General features: G+C 74.2%; 17 protein-coding genes and 2 pseudogenes. 9 read left to right on the top strand and 10 right to left on the bottom strand.

What is annotated here, in order from left to right:
- Positions 1 to 11 precede the first annotated feature (11 nt).
- The gene (locus OIU81_RS02290; protein WP_329143245.1) at positions 12 to 881 is read right to left on the bottom strand and encodes a DMT family transporter; all 870 of its coding nucleotides are present in this window, start codon (positions 879 to 881) and stop codon (positions 12 to 14) included.
- Between the two features lie 107 nt (positions 882 to 988).
- On the opposite strand from OIU81_RS02290, the gene OIU81_RS02285 reads away from it, so the two are divergent.
- Complete coding sequence (locus OIU81_RS02285; protein ID WP_329143243.1) at positions 989 to 1,561, top strand: helix-turn-helix domain-containing protein; 573 nt, start codon at positions 989 to 991, stop codon at positions 1,559 to 1,561.
- Between the two features lie 43 nt (positions 1,562 to 1,604).
- Positions 1,605 to 2,162 carry a YbaK/EbsC family protein gene (locus tag OIU81_RS02280; protein WP_329143241.1) on the top strand — a complete coding sequence of 186 codons (558 nt, stop codon included), beginning with the start codon at positions 1,605 to 1,607 and terminating at the stop codon, positions 2,160 to 2,162.
- An 88-nt stretch (positions 2,163 to 2,250) separates the two neighbouring features.
- Here the strand turns inward: OIU81_RS02280 and OIU81_RS02275 are convergent, their stop codons facing one another.
- Complete coding sequence (locus tag OIU81_RS02275) at positions 2,251 to 2,658, bottom strand: CoA-binding protein (protein ID WP_329143239.1); 408 nt, start codon at positions 2,656 to 2,658, stop codon at positions 2,251 to 2,253.
- A gap of 189 nt (positions 2,659 to 2,847) precedes the next feature.
- Positions 2,848 to 3,630 (bottom strand): type VII secretion system-associated protein, encoded by a 783-nt coding sequence (locus tag OIU81_RS02270; protein ID WP_329143237.1) that lies wholly within the window; start codon positions 3,628 to 3,630, stop codon positions 2,848 to 2,850.
- Positions 3,631 to 3,869: 239 nt separating this feature from the next.
- Here OIU81_RS02270 and OIU81_RS02265 point away from each other — a divergent pair, with 239 nt between their 5' ends.
- Both OIU81_RS02265 and OIU81_RS02260 read left to right on the top strand, forming a co-directional pair.
- Positions 3,870 to 4,496 carry a YigZ family protein gene (locus OIU81_RS02265; protein WP_329143235.1) on the top strand — a complete coding sequence of 209 codons (627 nt, stop codon included), beginning with the start codon at positions 3,870 to 3,872 and terminating at the stop codon, positions 4,494 to 4,496.
- 161 nt (positions 4,497 to 4,657) lie between these two features.
- Entirely contained in the window at positions 4,658 to 6,112 is a 1,455-nt protein-coding gene (locus OIU81_RS02260; RefSeq protein ID WP_329143233.1) for an APC family permease, read from the top strand.
- Between the two features lie 269 nt (positions 6,113 to 6,381).
- Here the strand turns inward: OIU81_RS02260 and OIU81_RS02255 are convergent.
- Positions 6,382 to 6,588: pseudogene (locus OIU81_RS02255) on the bottom strand (chaplin); the annotation flags it as partial.
- Between the two features lie 429 nt (positions 6,589 to 7,017).
- On the opposite strand from OIU81_RS02255, the gene OIU81_RS02250 reads away from it, so the two are divergent.
- From OIU81_RS02250 to OIU81_RS02240, 3 genes are all read left to right on the top strand, one after another.
- Complete coding sequence (locus OIU81_RS02250) at positions 7,018 to 8,184, top strand: exonuclease SbcCD subunit D (protein ID WP_329143231.1); 1,167 nt, start codon at positions 7,018 to 7,020, stop codon at positions 8,182 to 8,184.
- Positions 8,181 to 11,408, top strand: a complete 3,228-nt coding sequence (locus OIU81_RS02245) for an SMC family ATPase (protein WP_329143229.1) — start codon at positions 8,181 to 8,183, stop codon at positions 11,406 to 11,408. The genes OIU81_RS02250 and OIU81_RS02245 overlap by 4 nt, the downstream gene beginning before the upstream one ends.
- Positions 11,409 to 11,505: 97 nt before the next feature.
- Positions 11,506 to 12,345, top strand: a complete 840-nt coding sequence (locus OIU81_RS02240) for an SDR family oxidoreductase (RefSeq protein ID WP_329143227.1) — start codon at positions 11,506 to 11,508, stop codon at positions 12,343 to 12,345.
- On the opposite strand, the gene OIU81_RS02235 is transcribed toward OIU81_RS02240, so the two are convergent.
- From OIU81_RS02235 to OIU81_RS02220, 4 genes are all read right to left on the bottom strand, one after another.
- The gene (locus OIU81_RS02235) at positions 12,317 to 13,774 is read right to left on the bottom strand and encodes a GNAT family N-acetyltransferase (RefSeq protein ID WP_329143225.1); all 1,458 of its coding nucleotides are present in this window, start codon (positions 13,772 to 13,774) and stop codon (positions 12,317 to 12,319) included. The two genes, OIU81_RS02240 and OIU81_RS02235, sit on opposite strands and share 29 nt — an antisense overlap.
- 78 nt (positions 13,775 to 13,852) lie before the next feature.
- Positions 13,853 to 15,547 (bottom strand): DUF885 domain-containing protein, encoded by a 1,695-nt coding sequence (locus OIU81_RS02230; RefSeq protein ID WP_329143223.1) that lies wholly within the window; start codon positions 15,545 to 15,547, stop codon positions 13,853 to 13,855.
- Between the two features lie 148 nt (positions 15,548 to 15,695).
- Positions 15,696 to 17,090, bottom strand: a complete 1,395-nt coding sequence (locus tag OIU81_RS02225) for a GNAT family N-acetyltransferase (protein ID WP_329143221.1) — start codon at positions 17,088 to 17,090, stop codon at positions 15,696 to 15,698.
- An 84-nt stretch (positions 17,091 to 17,174) separates the two neighbouring features.
- Positions 17,175 to 18,749, bottom strand: coding sequence for an alkaline phosphatase D family protein (locus tag OIU81_RS02220; protein ID WP_329143219.1), 1,575 nt, complete (start codon positions 18,747 to 18,749; stop codon positions 17,175 to 17,177).
- A 257-nt stretch (positions 18,750 to 19,006) separates the two neighbouring features.
- Here OIU81_RS02220 and OIU81_RS02215 point away from each other — a divergent pair, with 257 nt between their 5' ends.
- Positions 19,007 to 19,411 (top strand): VOC family protein, encoded by a 405-nt coding sequence (locus OIU81_RS02215; RefSeq protein WP_329143216.1) that lies wholly within the window; start codon positions 19,007 to 19,009, stop codon positions 19,409 to 19,411.
- A gap of 52 nt (positions 19,412 to 19,463) precedes the next feature.
- On the opposite strand, the pseudogene OIU81_RS02210 reads toward OIU81_RS02215, so the two are convergent.
- Both OIU81_RS02210 and OIU81_RS02205 read right to left on the bottom strand, forming a co-directional pair.
- Positions 19,464 to 19,819, bottom strand: a pseudogene (locus OIU81_RS02210) (YciI family protein); the annotation flags it as partial.
- 101 nt (positions 19,820 to 19,920) lie between these two features.
- Positions 19,921 to 20,751, bottom strand: coding sequence for an alpha/beta fold hydrolase (locus OIU81_RS02205; RefSeq protein WP_329143214.1), 831 nt, complete (start codon positions 20,749 to 20,751; stop codon positions 19,921 to 19,923).
- A gap of 365 nt (positions 20,752 to 21,116) precedes the next feature.
- Here OIU81_RS02205 and OIU81_RS02200 point away from each other — a divergent pair, with 365 nt between their 5' ends.
- Positions 21,117 to 21,863, top strand: a complete 747-nt coding sequence (locus OIU81_RS02200; protein WP_329143212.1) for a GntR family transcriptional regulator — start codon at positions 21,117 to 21,119, stop codon at positions 21,861 to 21,863.
- The last annotated feature ends 76 nt before the right edge of the window (positions 21,864 to 21,939 follow it).

Genomic DNA, 21,939 nt, shown 5'->3' with positions numbered 1-21,939 from the left:
CCGGCCCGCGGTCAGCTGCCCGAGGCGAGCAGCACCGTGCCGACCAGCGCGAGCGAGGCGCCGGCCGCCTGGACGGCCTGCAGCCGCTCCTTGAGGACGCCCAGCGCCGCGAGCGAGGTGACGACGGGGTAGAGGGAGGCGAGCACCGCCGCCATGGTCACCGGGCCGTGCTGGGCGGCGATCGCGTAGGTGCCGTTGGCGGCGACATCGGCGATCCCGACGAAGGCGAGTGCGGGCAGCGCACCGCGAAGGGCCGGGAGTCCGCCCTCGGGCAGCGCCGGGGTGCCGCGCCGCACCGAGACGTACAGGGCGGCGCCGCCGACGGCGACATTGCACACCCGTTGGACGAACAGCGCGAGGAAGAGCCCGGTCACGGTCGTGGACGCCTCGGAGATCAGCGCCATCACCGCGCCGAAGCCGAACGCCGAGACCAGCGTCAGCACGATCGTCTGGCGGGCCACCGACGCGCCGCTGATCCGCGGGCCGCCGGCCAGCAGCACCCCGACCACGGCCACCACCATGCCGGTGGCCTGCAGCAGGCCCGGCCGTTCGCCCGCCACGATCCCGACGCCGAGCGGTACCAGGACGGTGCCGATCGAGGCGAGCGGGGAGACCACGCCCATCGGGCCGAGCGCCAGGGCGCGGTAGAAGCAGAGCATGGCGGCGGGACCCACGACGCCCGCGCCGACCGCGCACCACAGCTGCGGTCCGGCCTCCCGCCAGCCGCCGGTGGCGAGCACGATGGCGCCCAGCACCACGGCGGCCAGGGTCTGCGAGACCACCACGACGGTCAGCGCCTGCAGCCGTCGGGTGAGCAGTCCGCCGCCGAAGTCGGCGAGCCCCCACAGAAGGCTGGTGGCCAGGGCGAAGACCGCTGTCATGGTGAAACCTCGCAGTACAGTGAACCGGACGCTGAAGTACACCACACCGTAGTGCAAGAAATTGAACTGCGGAATCGAATATATTCGCCCTCGACCTGGACGGACCCGTGACGGATCTCGATCAGCTCACGCAGTCGCTCGCCCGCAACCTCAAGCACTGGCGCGGTGAGCGCGGATTCACCCTCGATGCGCTGGCGGCCCGTGCCGGGGTCAGCCGCGGCATGATCATCCAGATCGAGCAGGCCCGTACGAACCCGAGCGTGGGCACCACCGTCAAGATCGCCGACGCGCTCGGCGTCAGCATCACCACCCTGCTCGACTACGAGCAGGGCCCGCAGGTGCGCATCGTGGCCGCGGACGAGGCGGTCCGGCTCTGGTCCACCGAGGCCGGCAGCTTCACCACGCTCCTCGTGGGTGCCGAGGCCCCCGGGCCGTTCGAACTGTGGGACTGGCGGCTGATGCCCGGCGACCGCAGCGCCTCCGATCCGCATCCGCCCGGCACCGTCGAACTGCTGCATGTCCGCACCGGCACCCTGACGCTGGTCGTGGACGGCGTGGAGCACCGGGTGCCCGCCGGCTCCTCCGCGACGTTCGAGGCCAAGGTCCCCCACGCGTACCGCAATGACGGCGGGGAGCCGGTCGGGATGACCATGTCGGTGATCATCCCGCTCGCCCGCTGAGACGGCCCGCGACCGGGCGGGCACGACTGTTAGCTTGGCGCGTATGCCCGTCCCGATGGATGCCTTTGACGATGTCCGGCCCGCCGTCGAGTGCCTGGACCTGCTGGCCGGGCCGGTGGCCGGCGCGCTGCGTGACTGGCAGGGGTCCGTGGCGGTGGAGGAGCTGCGCTACGTCGACACCGACCCGGCCATCGCGGACACCGCGCTGCTCGTCGAGCGCTACGGCCCCTGGCTGCTGGAGCAGTCGGCGAACTGTGTGGTGGTGGCCGGCAAGCGCGGCGGGGAGACCACCCTGGCCGCCTGTGTCGTCCTCTCGCACACCCGCGTCGACGTCAACGGGCTGGTACGCCGTCAACTGGGCGCCCGCAAGGCATCGTTCGCGCCGATGGACAAGGCGGTCGGCGACAGCGGGATGGAATTCGGCGGCATCACCCCGATCGGCCTGCCCGCCGACTGGCCGCTGCTGGTGGACACCGCCGTCGCCGAGGCCCCGTACGCCCTGATCGGCAGCGGCAGCCGCCGCGGCAAGCTCATCGTGCCCGGCAAGGCACTCGCCGAACTGCCCAGCGCCACACTCCTGGACGGCCTGGGCACCGCCTGACGGGCGCCCGCGCACCAACACGCGCGGCGCGCCGCCGGACCTGCCCGGCGACGCACTCGGGGGCGGGCGGACGCCATCCGTCGGCCGCTCAGCTCAAACGGGGCAGCTCGATCGCCGGACAGCGGTCCATCACCATGTCGAGCCCGGAGTCGTGCACCCGGTCCCAGGCCGCCTCGTCGACCACCCCGAGCTGGAACCAGACGGCCCTCGCGCCCAGCGCCACCGCCTCGTCGGCTATACCGCCCGCCAGCTCGCTGTTGACGAAGACATCGACCACATCGACCGGGAACGGGATCGCGGAGAGCGAGGGATATCCCTGCTCGCCATGGACCGTCTCGGCCTTCGGGTGCACCGGCACGATCCGCTTGCCGTAACGCTGCAGCACCTCCGCGACGCCGTGCGCCGCGCGCTGTTCGTTGTTCGACAACCCCACGACGGCCCAGGTGTCGCCGAGCTCGGTGAGGATTCTGCGGATCGTGGTGGGGTCGCCGTACACGCACTGCCTCCTGCGGATGGAAGGGTCCTGTGCGCTCAACGGACGGCGCTGCCGGGAGATTCCCGTCGCGGGACGACCGGGTCGCGGACCGTGCGGACCTCCTGGCCCATACGGCGGACGCCCCGTCCGCACGGCAGACGCCCCGCCCGAAGGGGAAGACGGGCGGGGCGGGTCCTGTGTGCCGGCGGATCAGTTCCGGCCGCGGGCCACTCCACTACTGGCCATCCCGGCGCCGACCACGGTGCTGCCGTTCGCGGCACGGGCCGGCTTGCCGATCGCCCGGCCGCCGCTCACCGGCTCGGCGCCGCCGGCCCCGGTCCCCGGGCGCGCCGCCACGGCCGGCTTGCCCGCTTCGTCCATCGTGCCGGACGCCGCGGCCAGCGCCGCGCGCAGTTCCTCGGTGTCCACCAGCATGCTCACCGGGCCGGTCGGGTTGAGGTACAGCGCATGCCCCGGCGGCAGCTGCTCGACGAGCGCGGACACCGGCCGGCGGTCGTAGAGCAGCCGGCCCACCGATTCGAGATAGCTCTGCGAGGTGTAGACCGGGATCACCGGGGTGCCCTCGGGCGAGGCGGCGGCCAGCGGTGAGCCGGTCGCGGTGACCAGCACGGACACCTCCGCGCGCGCCAGCGCCTCGGACACGTCCTGCCCCGGGCCGTAGCCGGTCGCGGCGAGCTGCACCGCGCAGTCGACCGCGTCGGCCGGATCCGGCCAGTCCAGCATCTGCGGCGACGGCCGGTACTCCGGGTTGTCCCGCCACTCCTCGATCTCGCCCGTCGGGCCCGAGCGCCACTGCCCGATCAGCGCCCACAGGGGCGGTGGCCCCTCTCCCTGCCAGGTCAGATCCACCATGGCCAACCAGTGATCGGGCGCATCGCGTGCCGCCTCGATGACCTCCGGCGGGGGTTCGGGCATCTCGTCACCCGTCACGGGTACGCCCGCCGTCATCGCCGCCTGTGTGCTCTCTTCCATGCCGCCCTCCGCAAACCCGCCGTTCCTACGTGTACGAGCGGGGCCCCGGAAACACGAGGCTCTCGCACTGGCCTCACAGTGCCCACGGGCGGCGCGGACGTCTCCCCGACGCACCGTGCGGACGGGGCGGGTACGCCGCCTGGCCGTGCGGACTGCGCCCGTCCGGCGGACACCCCCGCGCGGCGCGGGCGGCCCCGGCCGGCGGTCCGCGGGTCACAGGGGCCGCATAGGCTGGCCCGATGCAGGAGCAGTACCGCACGCTCGCGCGCGAGGGCGTCCACGAGATCGAGATCAACAAGTCCCGCTTCCTCTGCGCGCTCGCGCCCGTGGCGACCGAGGCCGAGGCCCAGGACTTCATCGCGCGCATCCGCAGGGAACACCCCACGGCCCGCCATCACTGCTTCGCCTACGTCCTCGGTGCCGACGGCGGCATCCAGAAGGCCGGCGACGACGGGGAGCCCGGCGGCACCGCGGGGGTACCGATGCTCCAGATGCTGGTGCGTCGCGAGGTCCGTTTCGTGGTCGCCGTGGTCACCCGCTACTTCGGCGGCGTCAAACTCGGCGCCGGCGGCCTGATCCGCGCCTACGGCGGTGTCGTCGGCGAGGCGCTGGACGCGCTGGGAACGGTCACCCGTCAGCGCTTCCGGCTGGTGACGGTCACCGTCGACCACCAGCGCGCGGGCCGGGTGGAGAACGATCTGCGCACGACGGGCCGGGCGGTGCGCGGGGTGACGTACGGGGCGGAGGTACGTATCGAGATCGGGCTGCCGGAGGCCGATCTGGAGGTCTTCCGCGGCTGGCTCGCGGACACCACCGCCGGGACGGCACGGCTGGAACTCGGCGGCGAGGCGTACGGGGACGTCTGACCCGCCGGCCCGGCGCCGTGCGCGGGCGGGCGCGGGCGGCACCGGAATGTCCGGTCCGCGCCGGTGCGCCGGTGCGCCGGTGCGGCGATCGTGTCAGCCTGTGGCGCGGCGAGAAGGGACCGGCGTCCGGCGTGCGCGCCGGCGAGAGAAGGGCCTGCCGGATGGCTGAACTCCTCGATGAGCGCGTCGGATTCGTCCGGCGTATCGGCCTGTTCCAGGCCACCGCCCTCAACATGAGCCAGATGTGCGGCATCGGCCCGTTCGTGACCATCCCGCTGATGGTCGCGGCCTTCGGCGGGCCCCAGGCCGTGACCGGGTTCCTCGCGGGCGCGGTGCTGGCGCTCGCCGACGGGCTGATCTGGGCCGAGCTCGGGGCGTCGCTGCCCGGCGCCGGCGGCAGTTACGTCTATCTGCGGCAGGCCTTCCAGTACCGCACCGGCAAGCTGATGCCGTTCCTGTTCGTCTGGACGGCCATGCTCTTCATCCCGCTCGGGATGTCCACGGGCGTGCTCGGCTTCGTCCAGTACCTGGGCTATCTGTGGCCGGACTTGAGCCCGGGACAGGGTGACCTCGCCGGTCTCGCCGTCACCGCCGGCATCGTCGTGCTGCTGTGGCGGCGGGTGGAGAACATCGCCCGGCTCACCGTCGTCCTGTGGACGGTGATGATCGCCTCGGTCGTCCTGGTCATCGTCGCCGCCTTCACCCACTTCAGCCCGGAGCGGGCCTTCACCTACCCCGCGCACGCCTTCGAGCTGACGGCCGGTCACTTCTGGACCGGCTTCGCGGCGGGCCTGACGATCGGCGTCTACGACTACCTCGGCTACAACACTGTCGCGTACATGGGTGCCGAGATCAGACAGCCCGGCCGCACCATTCCGCGCGCCGTCATCCGGTCGATCCTCGGCATCATGACGATCTATCTGCTGCTGCAGATCGGCACGCTCGGGGTCGTCGACTGGCAGGACATGCTCGACCCGCACAGCGCGGCGTCCTCATCCGTCGCCTCCGTGGTGCTGGAGAAGGCCTGGGGCAGGGGCGCCGCCGACGCCGTCACGGTGCTCATCCTGCTCACCGCTGTCGCCTCCGTCTTCACCGGGCTCCTCGGCGGCTCCCGGGTTCCCTACGACGCCGCCCGCGACCGGGTCTTCTTCCGCCCGTACGGCACGCTCCACCCCCGTCACCGCTTCCCCGTGCTGGGCCTGCTCACCATGGGCGGGGTGACGGCCGCGGGCTTCCTGCTCGGCCGGCACACCGATCTGGCCACCCTCATCCAGCTGCTGACCACCGTCATGGTGATCGTCCAGGCGCTGGCCCAGGTCGCCGCGGTGAGCGTGCTGCGCCGCCGCCAGCCGGGGCTGCGCCGGCCCTACCGGATGTGGCTCCATCCGCTGCCGAGCATCGTCGCCCTGCTCGGCTGGCTGGTCATCTACGGCTCCGCGGACCGCAACTCGCCCGGCAGATACCCCGTCGAATGGTCGCTGGCATGGGTCGGCGCGGGGGTGGTGGCGTTCCTGGTCTGGGCCAGGCACGAGAAGGAGTGGCCCTTCGGCCCGAAGCGGATCCGTGAGGAGTACCTGCACGGCACAAGCCCGGGGCCGGACCGTCTGCTCCGATGAAGGTGGAAGGGCTCTCGGTGCGAACGGCCCGGCCCCGGGCCGGGTGGTGCGGGCGTCAGCGGGTGTCCCGGGAGGTGCCGTGGTCACCGGCAGCGCCCGGGACGGGTCCCGTCTTAGGACATGCCGCCGCCGCCGGTGTGGATGCCGCCGATCGGGCGGTGGTGGCGCTTCTTGTGGTGGCGCTTCTTGTGGTGCTTGATGTGGTGCGGCTTGATGTGGTGGACGTGGTGGTGGTGGTGAACAATCACCCGGCGGCGCTCGATGGAGCCGTTGAGGCAGGTGTTGCCGAAGGCCGGGTTCAGCAGGCCCACGATGTTCACGGTGTTGCCGCACACGTTGACCGGAATGTGGATCGGGACCTGAACCGCATTGCCTGACAACACTCCCGGCGAATTGGCCGCGCCGCCGGACGCACCGCTGTCTGCGAACGCTGCCGACATGCCACCCAGGGCTGTACTTGCCGCAAGAGCGGCCATAGCAGTCACCCGTGTGATCCGTGACATAACAATCTCCCGATCGATCCAAAGCGGCTAGCTGCCGCTTCCTGTACTTCCTTTCGGCGCGCACGGCCGGACCCTGAGAGAGTTTGCGATCATTTCACTCTTTCAGGGAGTAAATGTGGTTTAGTGCAAATTACTTGCGTATAGCGGCTGTTGGGACATGTGTTCTGCGGCCCGGCGTGCGGCCGGCGGGCTCGGGACGCCGTGGTCCGGCGAGGTCTGATCTGAGCCCCGGCGCCCGGACGTCCGCGGTCACCCGGCCCCGGGTGCGGGTGCGAGAATGGGGCGCTGACGGACCGGGGCCCGCCGGCGGCCACCGGCGGCCGGCGCACGGAAGGACTTGCACGGGCCGGGTGCTGACCCGTCGCCTCGGAGGGGGAGAAACATGCAGGTCGGAGCTTTTTTGTGAGAGTGCTGCACACCTCTGACTGGCATTTGGGGCGGTCCTTTCACCGGGTGAATCTGCTCTCCGCGCAGCGGACCTTCCTCGATCATCTCGTCGAGACGGTGCGCGCCCGCGAGGTCGACGCGGTGCTGGTCGCCGGTGACATCTACGACCGAGCGGTGCCGCCGCTCGCCGCCGTCGAGCTGTTCGACGAGGCGCTGCACCGGCTCGCCGCGCTCGGGGTCCCGACCGTGATGATCTCCGGCAATCACGACTCCGCCCGCCGGCTGGGCGTGGGCTCCGGACTGATGGCGCGGGCCGGCATCCATCTGCGGACCGACCCGGCCGGCTGCGGCACGCCCGTGCTGCTCGACGACGCCCACGGCCCGGTGGCGCTGTACGGGCTGCCGTACCTCGAACCCGCCATGGTGCGGGACACCCTCGGTGCCCGGCGGGCCGACCATGCGGAGGTGCTGCGCGCGGCGATGGGCCGGGTGCGGGCCGACCTCGCCGGCCGGCCCGCGGGGACGCGTTCGGTGGTGCTGGCGCATGCCTTCGTCACCGGCGGCACGGTCAGCGACAGCGAGCGGGACATCACCGTCGGCGGGGTCGCGTCCGTCCCGGCGGCCGTGTTCGACGGGGTGGACTACGCCGCCCTCGGGCATCTGCACGGCTGTCAGACCCTCACCGAGCGGGTCCGCTACTCCGGATCGCCGCTCGCCTACTCCTTCTCCGAGGCCGGACATCGCAAGTCCTCCTGGCTCATCGACCTCGACCGGGACGGCGCCGTGCACGCCGAGCGGGTGGACTGCCCGGTGCCGCGGCCGCTGGCCCGCCTCCGGGGGACGCTGGAACAGCTGCTGGACGACCCGGCGCACGCCCCGCACGAGGACTCCTGGGTCGAGGCCACGCTGACCGACACCGCCCGCCCGCACGAGCCCATGGCCCGGCTCACCCAGCGCTTCCCGCACCTCGTCAGCCTCGTCTTCGATCCCGACGAGGTCCCCGCCGACGGGTCGGCCTCGTACGCACAGCGGCTGCGCGGCCGCAGCGACCAGGAGATTGCCGAGGACTTCGTGGCACACGTACGGGCCGGACGCGGCGCCGACGGGCAGGAGCGAGCCGCACTGCGGTCGGCGATCGACGAGGTACGCCTCGCCGAGATGGCGGCGGAGGGGGCGCGATGAGGCTGCACCGGCTCTCGCTCACCGCCTTCGGGCCGTTCGGCGCCTGCCAGACCGTCGATTTCGACCGGCTCACGCGCGAGGGCCTCTTCCTGCTGCACGGCCCCACCGGCGCGGGCAAGACCTCGGTCCTGGACGCGGTGTGCTTCGCGCTCTACGGGTCGGTGCCCGGGGCGCGGCAGAGCGGCCAGGCGCTGCGCAGCGATCTGGCGGACCCGCTGACGCCCACCGAGGTCGTCCTCGAACTGACCGTCGCCGGACGGCGGTTGGAGGTCACCCGGCTGCCCGAGCAGCCCCGCCCCAAGAGGCGGGGCAGCGGCACGACGAAGGAGAAGGCGCAGAGCAGACTGCGGGAGTTCGTGCCGGCCGGGCCCGGTGCCGCTCCCGCCCCCCAGGGGGCCGGCCCGGACGGCCACTGGAAGGCACTGAGCCGCTCCCACCAGGAGATCGGTGAGGAGATCGGCCAGCTGCTCGGGATGAGCAAGGAGCAGTTCTGCCAGGTGGTGCTGCTGCCGCAGGGTGATTTCGCGCGCTTTCTGCGGGCCGACGCGGAGGCCCGCTCGCGGCTGCTGGGGCGGCTCTTCGACACCCGGCGGTTCGCCGCGCTCGAAGAGCAGTTGAACGCGCGCCGCAAGACCGCCGGCGAGACGGTGCTGGCGGGCGACGAACGGCTGCTGGCGCTGGCACACCGGATGGCACAGGCGGCCGGTGAGAGCGCCGACCTCGCCGACCCGTCGGTCCCGGCGCCGGACCGCGAGGCGCAGCCGGCAGCCCGCGCACCGGCCCGTGGCCGCGCGGCGGCCGGCGGGCGCGGCCGGGCGACCGCGGCGGTCCTGACGCCGGCGGCGACGGTGCCGGGGCAGGGCGGAGCGGTGGAGCCCGGCGGGCGGGGAGCGTCCCGTGCCTCCGCCGGGGAGGACCCGGCCGTACCGGGCCCGGGCGAACCGGGATTCGCGGAGACGGTGCTGGTGCGGGCGGCCGTCGCGCGGGTGAGCGCACGGGAGCGGCTGGCCGTTGCCCACAGCGCGGTGGCGGCCGCCGAGGACACGGAGCGGACCGCGGCCGAGCAGTGGACGGCGGCCCGCGAACGGGACCGGCTCCAGCAGCGGTACGCCGACGCCCGGCGGCGGGCCGCCCGGCTCGAAGACCGTGCCGAGGAGCGGGAGCGCACCCGCGGCAGGCTGGAGCGGGCCCGCGCGGCGGCGGAGGTCGCCCCGGCGCTCGCCCTGCGCGACGCCGCCCGGCGTGAACTCGACACCGCCCGGCACACCGAGCGGCAGTGCCGGGGACCGCTGCCCGACCCACTCGCCGGCGCCACGGGCGAACAACTCGCGGCACAGGAGCGGGCGTTGCGGCAGGACCTGGGGTCGCTCGCCGCCGCCCGGCGGGCCGAGCGGCGGGCCGCGGACATCGCGGGGGAGCGGGCCGCACTGGACCGCGAGGCGCGCGCCGACGAGCAGACGCTGCTGGACGCCGCCGAGTGGCTCGGCGCATGGGACGAAGCCCGGGCGGCCCACGAGCAGCGCATCGAGGAGGCGCGGGAAGCCGCCACCCGGGCCGAACAGCTCGGCACCCGGATCGCACCGGCCCGCGAACGGGCCGAGGCGGCCCGTCGCCGCGACCGTCTCAGGGACGAGGTGCGCGCGGCCGAGGGCGAGTTGCTCGCCGCCCGGGAGTGCGCCACGGCGGCCCACGAGCGGTGGCTGACGCTCAAGGAACAGCGGCTGCGCGGGATCGCCGCCGAACTCGCGGACAAGCTGCGCGACGGTGAGGCCTGCGCGGTGTGCGGTGCGACCGCGCACCCCGACCCGGCGCGGGCCGGCGCCGGCCATGTCGACCGGGCGGCCGAGGAGGCCGCGCAGGAGGCCCACCGGCAGGCCGAGCACGCCCGTGGGCGGACGGAGACCGAGTGCCAGGCGGCCAAGGAGGCACTGGCCGCCGCGACCGCCGCGGCCGGGGACGCCGCCACCGCCGAACTCCTGGCACAGATCGCGGACTGGGAGGCCGAGCACGCCCGGGCCCATGCGCGCGGCGCCGGCCTCCACGCCGCCCGCGAGGCACTCGAGCACGCCGAGCGCGAGGCCGAGCGGCGGCGCACCGAGCAGCAGCAGGCCGAACGCCGGGCCGCCGCCCGCACCTCCCACCGCGAGGCGCTGGACCGCGAACGGGCCGCCCTGGAAGCGGAGTTGGCCCAGGCGCGGGGCGACAGTCCGAGCGTCGCCGACCGGGCCGCCCGGCTGGAGCGGCAGGTGACGCTGCTGGCCGCCGCGGCGGAGGCGTCCCGTACGGCGGAGTCCTGCGCCCGGCGGCTCGACGAGGCCGGGGCCGGACTGGCCGAGGCCGCCTCCCGCGCCGGATTCGACACCGCCGAGGCCGCCGCGCAGGCGCTGCTGCGGGAGGGCGAATGGCGGACGCTGCAGCAGCGGCTCGACGACTGGCAGGCCGAATCCGCCGCGGTGGCGGCGGAGTTGGCCGACCCGCAGGCCCGCGCCGCCGCGGCGCTGCCGCCCGCGGAACCGGCCGCCGCACAGGACGCGCACCAGGCCGCGGCGGCCCGGCTGCGTACCGCCTCGGCCACCCTCGCCGCGGCCCAGGAGCGCTGCGCCGCGCTCGACCGGCTCTCCGCCCGCGCCGAGGACGACGCCCGCGCACTGGCACCGCTGCGCGCCGACCACGACCGCATCGCCCGTCTCGCCGCGCTCGCCTCCGGCACCTCCGCCGAGAACGCCCGCCGGATGCGCCTGGAGTCGTATGTGCTCGCCGCCCGGCTCGAACAGGTCGCGGCCGCCGCCAGCGCCCGGCTCCAGCGGATGTCCGCCGGCCGCTACACCCTCGTCCACTCCGACGAGCGGGCCGGCGGCGCCCGGCGCTCCGGCCTGGGCCTGCACGTCATCGACTCCTGGACCGGCCACGAACGGGACACCTCCAGCCTCTCCGGCGGCGAGACCTTCTTCGCCTCGCTCGCGCTGGCGCTGGGCCTCGCGGACGTCGTCACGGACGAGGCGGGCGGCGTCCGGCTGGACACCCTCTTCATCGACGAGGGGTTCGGCAGCCTGGACGAACAGACCCTGGACGAGGTGCTGGATGTGCTGGACTCGCTGCGCGAACGCGACCGCAGCGTCGGCATCGTCAGCCATGTCGCCGATCTCAGGGCGCGCATCCCGGCCCAGCTGGAGGTCGTCAAGGCCCGGTCGGGCTCGACGGTCCGGCACCGGGTACGCGGCTGAGCGGACGGGGAGCCCGGACTCTGCCTCCTCGCCGTCCGGGCGGCCGTCGCACAAAAAGGGAGTGACGGCGGCGCGGGGCCGCCCCCAGGCTGGAGCCATGCCCTACGACAACGACCCGTCCACCGCCGCACCCCACCGTGACCCCCTGCCGCTCCTCGGCCGGACCGCGCTGGTCACCGGAGCCGGCCGGCGCGGCGGGATCGGCTACGCCGTCGCCCGGCGGCTGGCCGCCTACGGCGCCGGCGTCTACCTCCACCACCATGTGCCGCACGACGCGGCGCAGCCCTGGGGAGCGGACCCGGGCGGCCCGGAGGCCGTCGCGGGCGGCGTGCGCGAGGTGGCGGTGCCCGGCGCGGTGGTGGCCCACGGGCCGGCCGATCTGGCCCGCCCCGACGCCCCCGCCCGGCTCGTCGACCGCGCGGCCGAGGCGCTCGGCGGCCGGCTGGACATCCTCGTCGCCAACCACGCGCTCAGCGGCAGTGACGGCACCCTCGACGCCCTCGACGCGGCCATGCTCGATGCCCACTGGGCGGTCAACACCCGCTCGGTGATCCTTCTCGTCCAGGCCTATGCCCGCCGGCGCACCGCGGGGCTGCCGGGCGGGCGGATCGTGCTGATGACCTCGGGCCAGGACCTGGGGGACGGCATGCCGGAAGAGCTCGCCTACGGCCTCGCCAAAGGCGCATTGGCCTCGGCGACCCGTAGCCTCGCCACCACCTTCGCTGCCGTCGGGGTGACCGTGAACACCGTCAACCCGGGGCCCGTGGACACCGGTTACGCGGACGGCGCGCTGCGCGAGCGGGTCGCCCGGGGCTTCCCCGGCGGGCAGTGGGGCACACCTGACGACCCGGCCCGGCTGATCGCCTGGCTGGCGAGTGACGAGGCGGGCTGGATCACCGGGCAGGTCATCAACTCCGAGGGCGGCTTCCGGCGTTGAGCCGCTCCCCGTCCACGGCGCCGGCCGCGTCCGGAGCCGCGCGGGCCTCGTAGGCACGCAGCCCCTCGCGTTCCCCGACGAAGCGGAAGCCGGCCCGTTCCAGCACCCGCCGCGAGGGGACGTTCTCCGGCTCGGTCAGCGCGCACACCGTCCGCACCTCGGGGCGGGCCGCCGCCCACCCGGCCAGCAGCCGCACCGCCTCGGTCGCCCACCCGGCGCCGCGCGCGGACGGGGAGAGGTCATAGCCGATCTCCACGAAGCCCTCGTCGTCCGGCGGGCCGTGGAAGCCGATGCTGCCGAGCGCCGTCCCGGCGACCGCGTCGGTCAGCACGAAGACGCCCCAGCCGGGACGGCAGGGGCCCGCCGCGGCGGCCCGCACCGCCATGCCGGCGGCACCCGACGTGGTCTCGGCCGGTGTGCCGTCGATCCAGTCGAACCCGGCGGCCTCGCCGTCCGCGACCCGGGCGGCGGTGGCCGGCAGCAGGGCGCGCAGCGCCACCCGGCCGGCCGCGAGCATCAGCGGATGGCCGGCGCCCGCGGTGACCAGCGCCTCGAACAGCGGCCGGTGGTCCACCCCCGGGGGCAGGGCGCTGACCTGGCCGTCGCCGACCTCCACCACCCGCCAGACCCCGTCCGTGCGCCGCGCCAGATCCGTGGTGACGAAGCGCGGGCCGCACGCCCGTACCGCGGGCGCCACCGAGGTCAGATCGGGGACGGGGCGCAACTCCGGAGTGCCGGGATGCGGGCCGGTCAGCACCGGCTCACCGTCCACCCACCACACCCGTGCCCTACCCACCGGATCGAAGGGTTCGACGGCACGCAGCACCACACCCCCGGTCAGGCGCACCCCCCGCACGGCGAGGAAGCGGCCGACGACCGAGACCAGCCGGTCGGTGTCGGCCGCGTCGGGGAGGCGGAAGGACTCCTCCTCTTCGTGCCTGCCGGACGAGCCCCAGTCCTTGACGAGCAGCGGGCACGGCCGGCCCGGGACACCCAGCGGGGCGGCGAGCCGGGCCAGCGCGGCCGGCTCCGGGACCCGGCCGGGGGCACACGCCAGCCAGCCGCTGGGCTGCGTCAGGGCGCGGAACGCGGCATACCAGCCCGGGAGTTCATGGGCGGTGCGGTAGGCGGCGGGGGAGGTCAGCGGCCGGCCGCCGCGTGCGGTGAGCGCCGCGGCGAGCGCGGCATGGCGCGCGGCGGGCAGCGGCCGGCCGCGGTACCAGACCGGCCCGGCGCCCCGCGGCACCCGGGCCAGCGCCCCCTCGGCGTCCCCGGCGAGCAGCGCCTCGTGATCGAGGACCGCGCACGCGGCACCGGCCGACCGCGCCGTGGCGGCCTCGGCCGCGAAGTGCGGATCGGGGCGCCGCGGGCGGAGGGGGTCGCCGGGGAACAGAAGGAGCGGCGGGCCGCCCGTAGGGTCCACTGTCATGTCAGCGGACCCTACGGACGGGCGGTGGCCGGGGACCGCACCGGGCGTGCCGGCCGGCCGCCGTGTCCGGGGCCGGAGTCAGAGCGCCGACAGCTCGCCCAGCAGATCGTCCAGGCCGAGCGAGCCCTGGGACAGCGCGGCCATGTGCCAGGCTTTGAGGTCGAAGTCCGCGCCGTGCCGGGCGCGGGCCGCCTCCCGGCCCCGCAGCCACACCCGCTCGCCGAGCTTGTAGCCGATCGCCTGGCCGGCCATGCCCTGGTAGCGGATGATCTCGCTCTCGACGAAGTCGGCCGGCCGGCTGCAGTGGCTCGCCAGGAACTCGTGCGCCAACTGCGGGGTCCAGCGCTCGCCGGGGTGGAAGGGGGAGTCCGCCGGGATCTCCAGCTCCAGATGCATGCCGATGTCGATGATGACCCGGATGGCCCGCATCATCTGTGCGTCCAGATAGCCCAGGCGCCGTTCGGCACTGGTCAGGAAGCCCAGCTCGTCCATGAGCCGCTCGGCGTACAGCGCCCAGCCCTCGGCATTGGCGCTGACGATGCCCACGGTCGTCTGGTAGCGCGAGAGCCGGTCGGCGACATGGACCCACTGCGCCAGCTGGAGGTGATGGCCGGGCACCCCCTCGTGGTACCAGGTGGAGACCAGGTCGTACGCCGGGAAGCGGGTCTCGCCCATGGGCGGCAGCCAGGTCCGGCCGGGACGGGAGAAGTCCAGCGACGGCGGGGTGTAGTACGGGGCGGCGGCGCTGCCGGCCGGGGCGATCCGCGACTCCACCCGGCGTACCCGCTCGGCCAGTTCGAAGTGGGTGCCGTCGAGCGCCTCGATGGCCTCGTCCATCAGCGACTGGAGCCACTGCCGGGTCTCCTCGACGCCCTCGATCGCCTCGCCGTGCTCATCGCACCAGGCCAGCGCCTCCCACGGGGTCTTCGCGCCGGGCAGCACCTTCTCGGCCTCGGTCTCCATCTCGGCCAGCAGCCGGTGGAATTCGGACCAGCCGTACGCATACGCCTCGTCCGCGTCGATGTCGGCGCCGTTGTAGTGGCGGGCGAGGCGGGCGTAGCGCTCCCGGCCCACCACGTCCGGCGCGTCCGCGACGGCCGGAAGGTAGCTGTCGCGGAACCAGTCACGCAGCTCCACCAGGGCACCGGTCGCCAGCGCGGCGGCCTCGGTCAGCTCGCCGCGCAGCGCCTGGGGGCCCGGGTCGGTGAACTCGGCGAACCAGCTGCGGTCCGTGCCGATCCACTCGTCCAACTGGCCGATGACCGTGGTGACCTGGAGCGGGCCGGCGGGCAGGTCCCGCTTGCGGCCGGCGTCCAGCGCGGCACGGTAGCCCTCCAGCGCGGCCGGAACGGCCCGCAGCCGCTGGGCGATCGCCGCCCAGTCCTCGTCGGTCTCGGCGGGGGTGACCGTGAAGACCTCACGGACGCCGTGCAGGGGCGAGCTGAGGTTGCTGACGGTGCGCAGGCCCTCGCCGGCTTCGTGGACCGCCAGCTGGGCGGTCAGCCGCTCGCGCAGCAGCCGCGCGCAGACCTGCTCGGCGGGCAGCTCCGCGCCCGGCCGGCTCTCGGCCTCGGCGAGCTGCTCCAGCGTCGTACGGGCGAGTTGGGCCAGCGCTTCCTGGCCGGTCGGTGAGAAGTCGGGGAGCCGGCCGGAGCTCCCGGGGATCCCGAGGAAGGTTCCGGCGATCGGGTCCAGGTCCACGAAGGCGTCGACATAGGCGTCGGCGACCTGGCGGGGCAGCGGGCCGCCCTGGGGGGCAGTGGTGTGGGGCATACCGCCATCCTCGTACGGATGGCCCGCCGCGTCACCAACAATCGGCCAATGGCTCGTCGCGAGGGCGGCGCCGGTCGCGGTAGCCGGCCGGGCGTCGCCGCGTCCGGCCGGCTGATCCGTGCTGACGCCGGGACCGCGGAGTGGGTGCTCAGCGGCGCCCCGAGGCGTCCTGGATCCGTACGCTCTCGAGGGGCGCGCGGCGGGCGGGCAGGCCCGCCGGGCGCGCGGTGATCACCAGCGTGCCCTCCTCGATCTGGTAGTCGAGGGGCAGACCGAGGCCGCGCATCGCCGCCACCATGCCGGTGTTGGAGGCCTGGGTGATCGCGTACACGCTCGTGCAGCCGGTCTCGGACGCCATCGCCGCCAGCCGGCGCAGCAGTTCGGCGCCGATCCCGCGCTGCTGCCAGGCGTCCTCGACCAGCAGGGCGATCTCGGTCTCGTCGCCGTCCCACAGCAGATGGCCGAGCGCCACCAGCCGGCCGGACGCGGTCTCCACCGCCAGGGTGCGGCCGAACCGCGGGCTGAGCAGGTGGCCGAGATAGCGGTCCGCGTCGCCGACCGGGCCGTGGTAGCGCAGCGCGAGGGTCCGCGGGGAGCAGCGCTCGTGCATCTCGCGGGCCGCGGCCAGGTCGGAGGTGTCGGCGCGGCGGATCGTGATCTCGTTGCCCTCGGGCAGCGTCAGCACGTCACGCCGCGGTGGCACCCGCTGCCCGAGCCGGGCGTCCAGCTCGACCAGCGCGCGCACCCGGGCGAACTCGGTGGGGGTGAACGCCAACTGCGGCCTTTCGATGGTGAGCGAACCCCCGGAGGGGTCGCGGAACTTCATACGGTGCTCCTCCAGTACGCCCTCGGTGGGCACCTGCTCGGCGAGCGGCCGGCCGTGCAGCGAGCGCGCGGGCACCGAGTGGATCGTGCAGCGCCCCAGCAACTGGCGCAGCGCCAGGGGGAGTTCGGCGGAATCCAGGGCCGTACGGGTCGCCATGCCCAGCATCCGGGTCGGGGCGTCGACGAGGTCGTGGGTGTCGGCCCGCTCCAGCCAGCAGTGCGTGCCGCCCGCGCCGGCCACCGTCCGGGTCAGCTCCGCGGACTGCAGCGCGGCGGGGGCGCGCAGCAGGAACTCGTCGACCGTGCCGTCGGACAGCGGGTGGGTCTGCAGGCTGAGGATGTCCACCCGCTGCCCGGCCAGCGCCGTGCACAGTGCGGCCAGGCTGCCCGGCTCGTCCCGGACCGTGGTCCGCATCCGCCACAGCGTCGTCTCCTGGCCGGCGGCCCGGGGGGCCTGACCGGCGGGGGACGGCGCCGTGGCGCCGGTATCGGTCGGCGGCGGGGCGTTTTCGTGGCGTCGTGACCGCCATGCGTGGAAGCCCGCCGTGGCCAGCAGCGCCACCGCGGCGGAGCACAGCAGCACGGGGCCCGCCGGGCCGGGCACGACGGTGTGGGCGACGGCGCCGGCCATCGCCACGGCGGTGAACAGGGCCAGCGCGATGAGGTCCCGCCGCCGGTGGGGGCGGCGGGCGGAATGCGCAGAGGATGCTTCAGTCATGCACACCAGCCTGGCGGACGGGTATTGCCTGATCGCCAACACATTGTGTCCGACGGGTAAAAGACGCAATCGACGCATTGGCCTCTACTGTCCTGCCCGTCCCGGTTGAAGCACCTTGCTGAACAGTACCGTGCCGCCTTCCTGCCGCAGCCGGACCGTCAGCTCCCCGCTCGCGCCGTCGATATCGATCTCCCCGAAGTTCTGCGGGGTCTCCGCGGGAGAGGTGTTGGCGCGGTCCGGCGCCTTGACGAACGACTGCTCGGGCCCGAAGGTTCCGTCCAGCTTCACCGCCTGGAAACCACCCGCGTTCAGCGGCCCGGACACGAACTCCCAGAAGGGCTCGAAATCCTTGAACGCGGCCCGCTCCGGCGCGTAGTGCTGCGCCGAGGTGTAGTGGACGTCCGTGGTGAGCCAGACGGTGCCGGTGATCCGGTCGTGCTTGATATGCCGCAGCAGCTCGGCGAGCTGCAGCTCGCGTCCCAGCGGCGCGCCCGGGTCGCCCTGCGCCACCGCCTCGAAGTCGGTCTTGCCGTCCGGGACGACCAGGCCCAGCGGCATGTCGGAGGCGATCACCTTCCACACCGCCTGCGAGCGGGACAGCTCCCGCTTGAGCCAGCGCAGCTGCGCGGCCCCGAGGATGCCCTGGGGGTCGTCGGTCTGCCGGCCCGGCGAATTGGCATCGCGGTAACGGCGCATGTCCAGGACGAAGACATCGAGCAGCGGGCCGTGGCGCACCACCCGGTAGACCCGGCCGCGCCGGTCGGGGCGCAGCGTACGGATCGGGAAATACTCGCTGAAGGCGCGCAGCGACCGGGCCGAGAGCACATCGGCGTCCTTCTCGGTGTACCGGTCGTCGTCGAGCAGCTGCCCCGGGTACCAGTTGTTGTGCACCTCGTGGTCGTCCCACTGCGTGATCGTCGGCACCTGCGCGTTGAAGCGGCGCAGATTGTCGTCGAGCAGGTTGTAGCGGAAGGCGCCGCGGAACTCCGCGAGCGTCTCGGCGACCTTCGCCTTCTCCTCGGTCGTCACGTTCCGCCAGATCCGGCCGTCCGGCAGGGTCACCTTCTCGGTGATCGGGTTGTCCGCGTAGATGTTGTCGCCGCTGCACAGGAAGAAGTCCGGGTTCCGGCGCCGCATGTCCTCGTAGATGCGGTAGCCGCCGCGGTCCGGATTGATGCCCCAGCCCTGCCCGGCGAGGTCGCCCGACCAGTGGAAGCGGAGGTCCGCGCGACGGCCCGCGGGCGCCGTGCGGAAGGTGCCGGCGACCGGCTCGCCGGTGCGCCGCGGGTCGTCCGGGTCGGCGAGCAGCACCCGGTAGTGGATCTGCTCCCCCGCGGGCAGGCCGTGCAGCGAGGTGACGCCGGTGAAGTCCGTGCCCGGCCCGAGCAGCGGACCGGTCCAGGACCGGGCGTGGCGGAACGACTCGGTGGCCGCGGTCTGCACCACCATCCGGGCCGGCCGGTCCGACCGCACCCAGATGAGCCCCGAGGACGTGGTCACATCGCCGGCCTGCACGCCCCAGCCGGCGGCCGGCCGCCCGCTGCGGGCCTGCGCCGGTGCGGCGGAGGAGAGCGCGGGCAGTGCCAGCGCCGCCGAACCCACCGCGGCGCCCCGCAGCAGTGACCGCCGCCCGAAGCCGCCGCCGGATTCCTGCGCCATATCGAACCTCCATGCCTCGACCGGTTTCACTGCCGCCCCGTTCGTATCGCTGTCCGGTGCCCCGCAGCCGAACGGACGGTGAACAGCGGCCCGTTCGCGGTGCGGTGCCCGTTCGCCCGAACGGGTCCCGGGTCCTGCGACCCGTCGGGCCCGGGCCATGGTCGCAAGACCAACGGCCGATCGCCAGGATGCCGCGGCGGCCCTTACGTTTCTGCTACGCGCCGCCGCAGGGCGGCTTGGAGAAAGGTGACCCCGGTATGCCGGCCAATGGTTCCGCCCACGTCCGCCTCGCCCGCCCGTCCCGCGATCTGGCCGCGGCCGGCCGCTTCTGGAAGCAGGGCCTGGGCCTCACGGAGCTGTACCGGCACGACGCCGAGGCGGGCGAGCACGCCCTGCTGATGCTCGGCTGGCCGGATGCCCACTGGCACCTGGAGCTGACCCTCGACCCGTCCGGCACCCTCGAGCCGTCCCCCACGGCGGACGATCTGCTGGTGGTCTATCTGGGGGAACCGGTGCCGGCCGACCTCGTGGCCCGTCTGGAGCGCCATGGGGGCAAGCGGGTGGCCGCCCACAACCCTTACTGGGACGAGTGGGGCGTCACTCTGGAGGACCCGGACGGCTACCGGCTGGTGCTGTCGCCGCGCGACTGGTCCAACGGGTAGGCACCCTACGGAAGTTCGCGACGCCCAGGAGCCTCCGCGAGTTCGGCTGCGCCGGGCGGCCGCCGAACTGCCACCGGTGCACCTCGATGTCGGCGTACCGCTCCGGGGTCAGGGTGGCGCGTGCCCTCTCCGGGTCCGGTGCCCGGACCGGCGCCGCCGTGCCGAGCCAGCGGGCGCCGCTGTCGGACAGCGGCGGCCCGTAGGCGATCAGCTCGTCCCGGTCGGGCGGCAGGGCGAGGTCGGCGGCCGGGCCCGTGCCGAGACCGAGGACCAGGTATCGCTCACCGCCGGCCGGTCCGCCGGGGAAGAGTCCCCCATGGTGCGCCCCAGCGTGTTGCGCCACCGTCGCAGCAGCGCGTCCCGGTAGACGCCGGCCTGGTGGTTCGGCTCGTCGAAGGCGAACGCGCGGGGCGGGTTTCCCCGCGAGGGTTCCCGGAGGCCCGGCGGCGATCCCTCGTCCGTTCCGTGGCGACGCGGCCCCGCCGCCTCCTGCCGCCCGCGCAGGTCCGCTACCGCACGGTGTCGAGAACGACCCGCGCCACCAGCGCCGGATCGTCATTCATCGGCACATGTCCGCAGCCCGGCAGCCGTACCAGCCGTGCGCCCGGAATCGTGTGCTTGGCGCGCACGCCCTGGCGGGGGAGCAGCAGCCGGTCCCGGCTGCCCCATCCGATGGTCACCGGCACGTCCGGCACATCGTCGGTGAACCGCACCCCCCGTCCGGCCGCCAGGGTCGGGGCGAACCCGGTCGCGTCACGCAGCGCCCGGGTCTCCGCCACCACGGCATCGGCCGAACGGCGGCCCGGATGGGCGTAGATGGTGCCGGTCAGCGAGGCACGGCCGAGCGGCGACCGGGCCAGCGTCTCCAGCATCGGCTCCGGCAGCACCTGGGCGCCCGCGTGCATGCCGCGCAGCACACCGAAGGCGTACCGCCGCTCGGCCGGGGTCCAAAAGCCCGCGGGCGACAGCGCGGTGACCGACCGGACGGCCCGCCGCCGGCCCAGTTCCAGCGCCAGCAGCCCGCCCAGCGAGTTGCCGACCACATGCGGGCGGTCGGCGCCCAGCTCCGCGAACGCCGCGGTGAGCAGCGGGAGGACGGTGTCCAGGTCGTAGGAGGAGCCTCCGGGCAGCGCGGGGGAGGCGCCGAAGCCCGGCAGGTCCAGCGAGATGACCTCGTGGGACGCGGCCAGGATGTCGGACACCGGGTGCCAGGCCTGGAGGTGGTGACCGATGCCGTGCAGCAGCACGATCGGTTCGCCCGCGCCCTTGCGTTCGTACGCGACCGTGAACGGCGGCCGGTCCGCGGGCGTGACACGGGCGAAGGAGACCGGGGCGGCCATGGGAACTCCTCGGGGGTGCGGTACGTGCGGTGTCGCAGGGTGTGCACTGACACGATGCCAGCTGAGGCTACTGAGCGGTATGGGGCAGCCGGGGCCGGCAACGGGTGATCCCGCGGGGCGGCGGGCGGCGTACCGGAATCCGCCGGACCCCTCGGAACCGGGGCGGCAGGATCCGGAGGGTGGTGCGGGATTGGTCTTGACCAAGGGTGGGGGCGGCCATATCGTCGGGATACTGCAACAACCTTTCATAAAGAAGCGCTCCCCGACCGGGCGCGCGGAACGGGACCCGACGCAGGGCATGTGTACGGGCCCGTGGTCCATGGGGGCAACGCCCCGCGGGGTGACGGCCGGTGCGGAGGACAACGGTGGGGACCAGGCAACTCGAAACGGTGCCGGAGCCGAAGTACTGGCAGCTCAAGACCGTGCTGAGCGAGGCGCTGGACTCGGAGTTCACGGTCGGCGAAATCCTGCCCAACGAGCGGGATCTGGCCGCCCGGTTCGGCGTCGCACGCGCCACGCTGCGGCAGGCCCTCGAACAGCTGGAGCTGGAAGGCAGACTGCAGCGCCGCCGCGGGGTGGGGACCACGGTCGCACCGCCGCGGGTCGGCGTCACTGTCGAATCCGCCCGCCACACCTGGCCCGGCGTCGGCGAGGACGACTGGCTGCCGGTCGACGCCGTCGAAACGGACCAGGTGCCGGCCGCGGTGGCCGGTCTGCTGGAGACGGCCCCCGGCGACCGGGTGTTCCTCGTACGCCGCAGCCGGGTCACGCACGACCAGCCCGTCGCCGCCGAGCTGCTCTACGTCCCGGCATCCGTGGTTCCCGGTTGTGCCGCCGCCGTCTCGCCGGGTGCCCAGGCCCGCGCCCGTACGGTCCTGCGCGAGTTGCAGACGCGGGAGCTCACGGGCCGCGACCGCACCGTCGAGCTCGGTTCGGCCCGTGCGGAGGACGCCAAGCAGCTGGACCGGCTGCCGGGCGCGCCCGTCCTGGTCGTCACCACCCGCTATGTCTCCGCGGGGCGCACGACGGCCGTCGCGGTCGCCACCTACCGTGCGGACACCTGTCGGCTGACCTTCGGCGAGAGCGACCCGGTCGCCCTGCTCGCGGGCTGAGCCGCCCGGCCGGTCGCGGCGGTGGCGGCAGCGGACGCCGGCCCGGCCCCGTGACCGGGCAGGACAGACAACGTCG

This window comes from Streptomyces sp. NBC_01454 (assembly GCF_036227565.1).
Lineage (GTDB): Bacteria > Actinomycetota > Actinomycetes > Streptomycetales > Streptomycetaceae > Streptomyces.
This window is presented reverse-complemented; position numbering and strand designations above follow the sequence as displayed.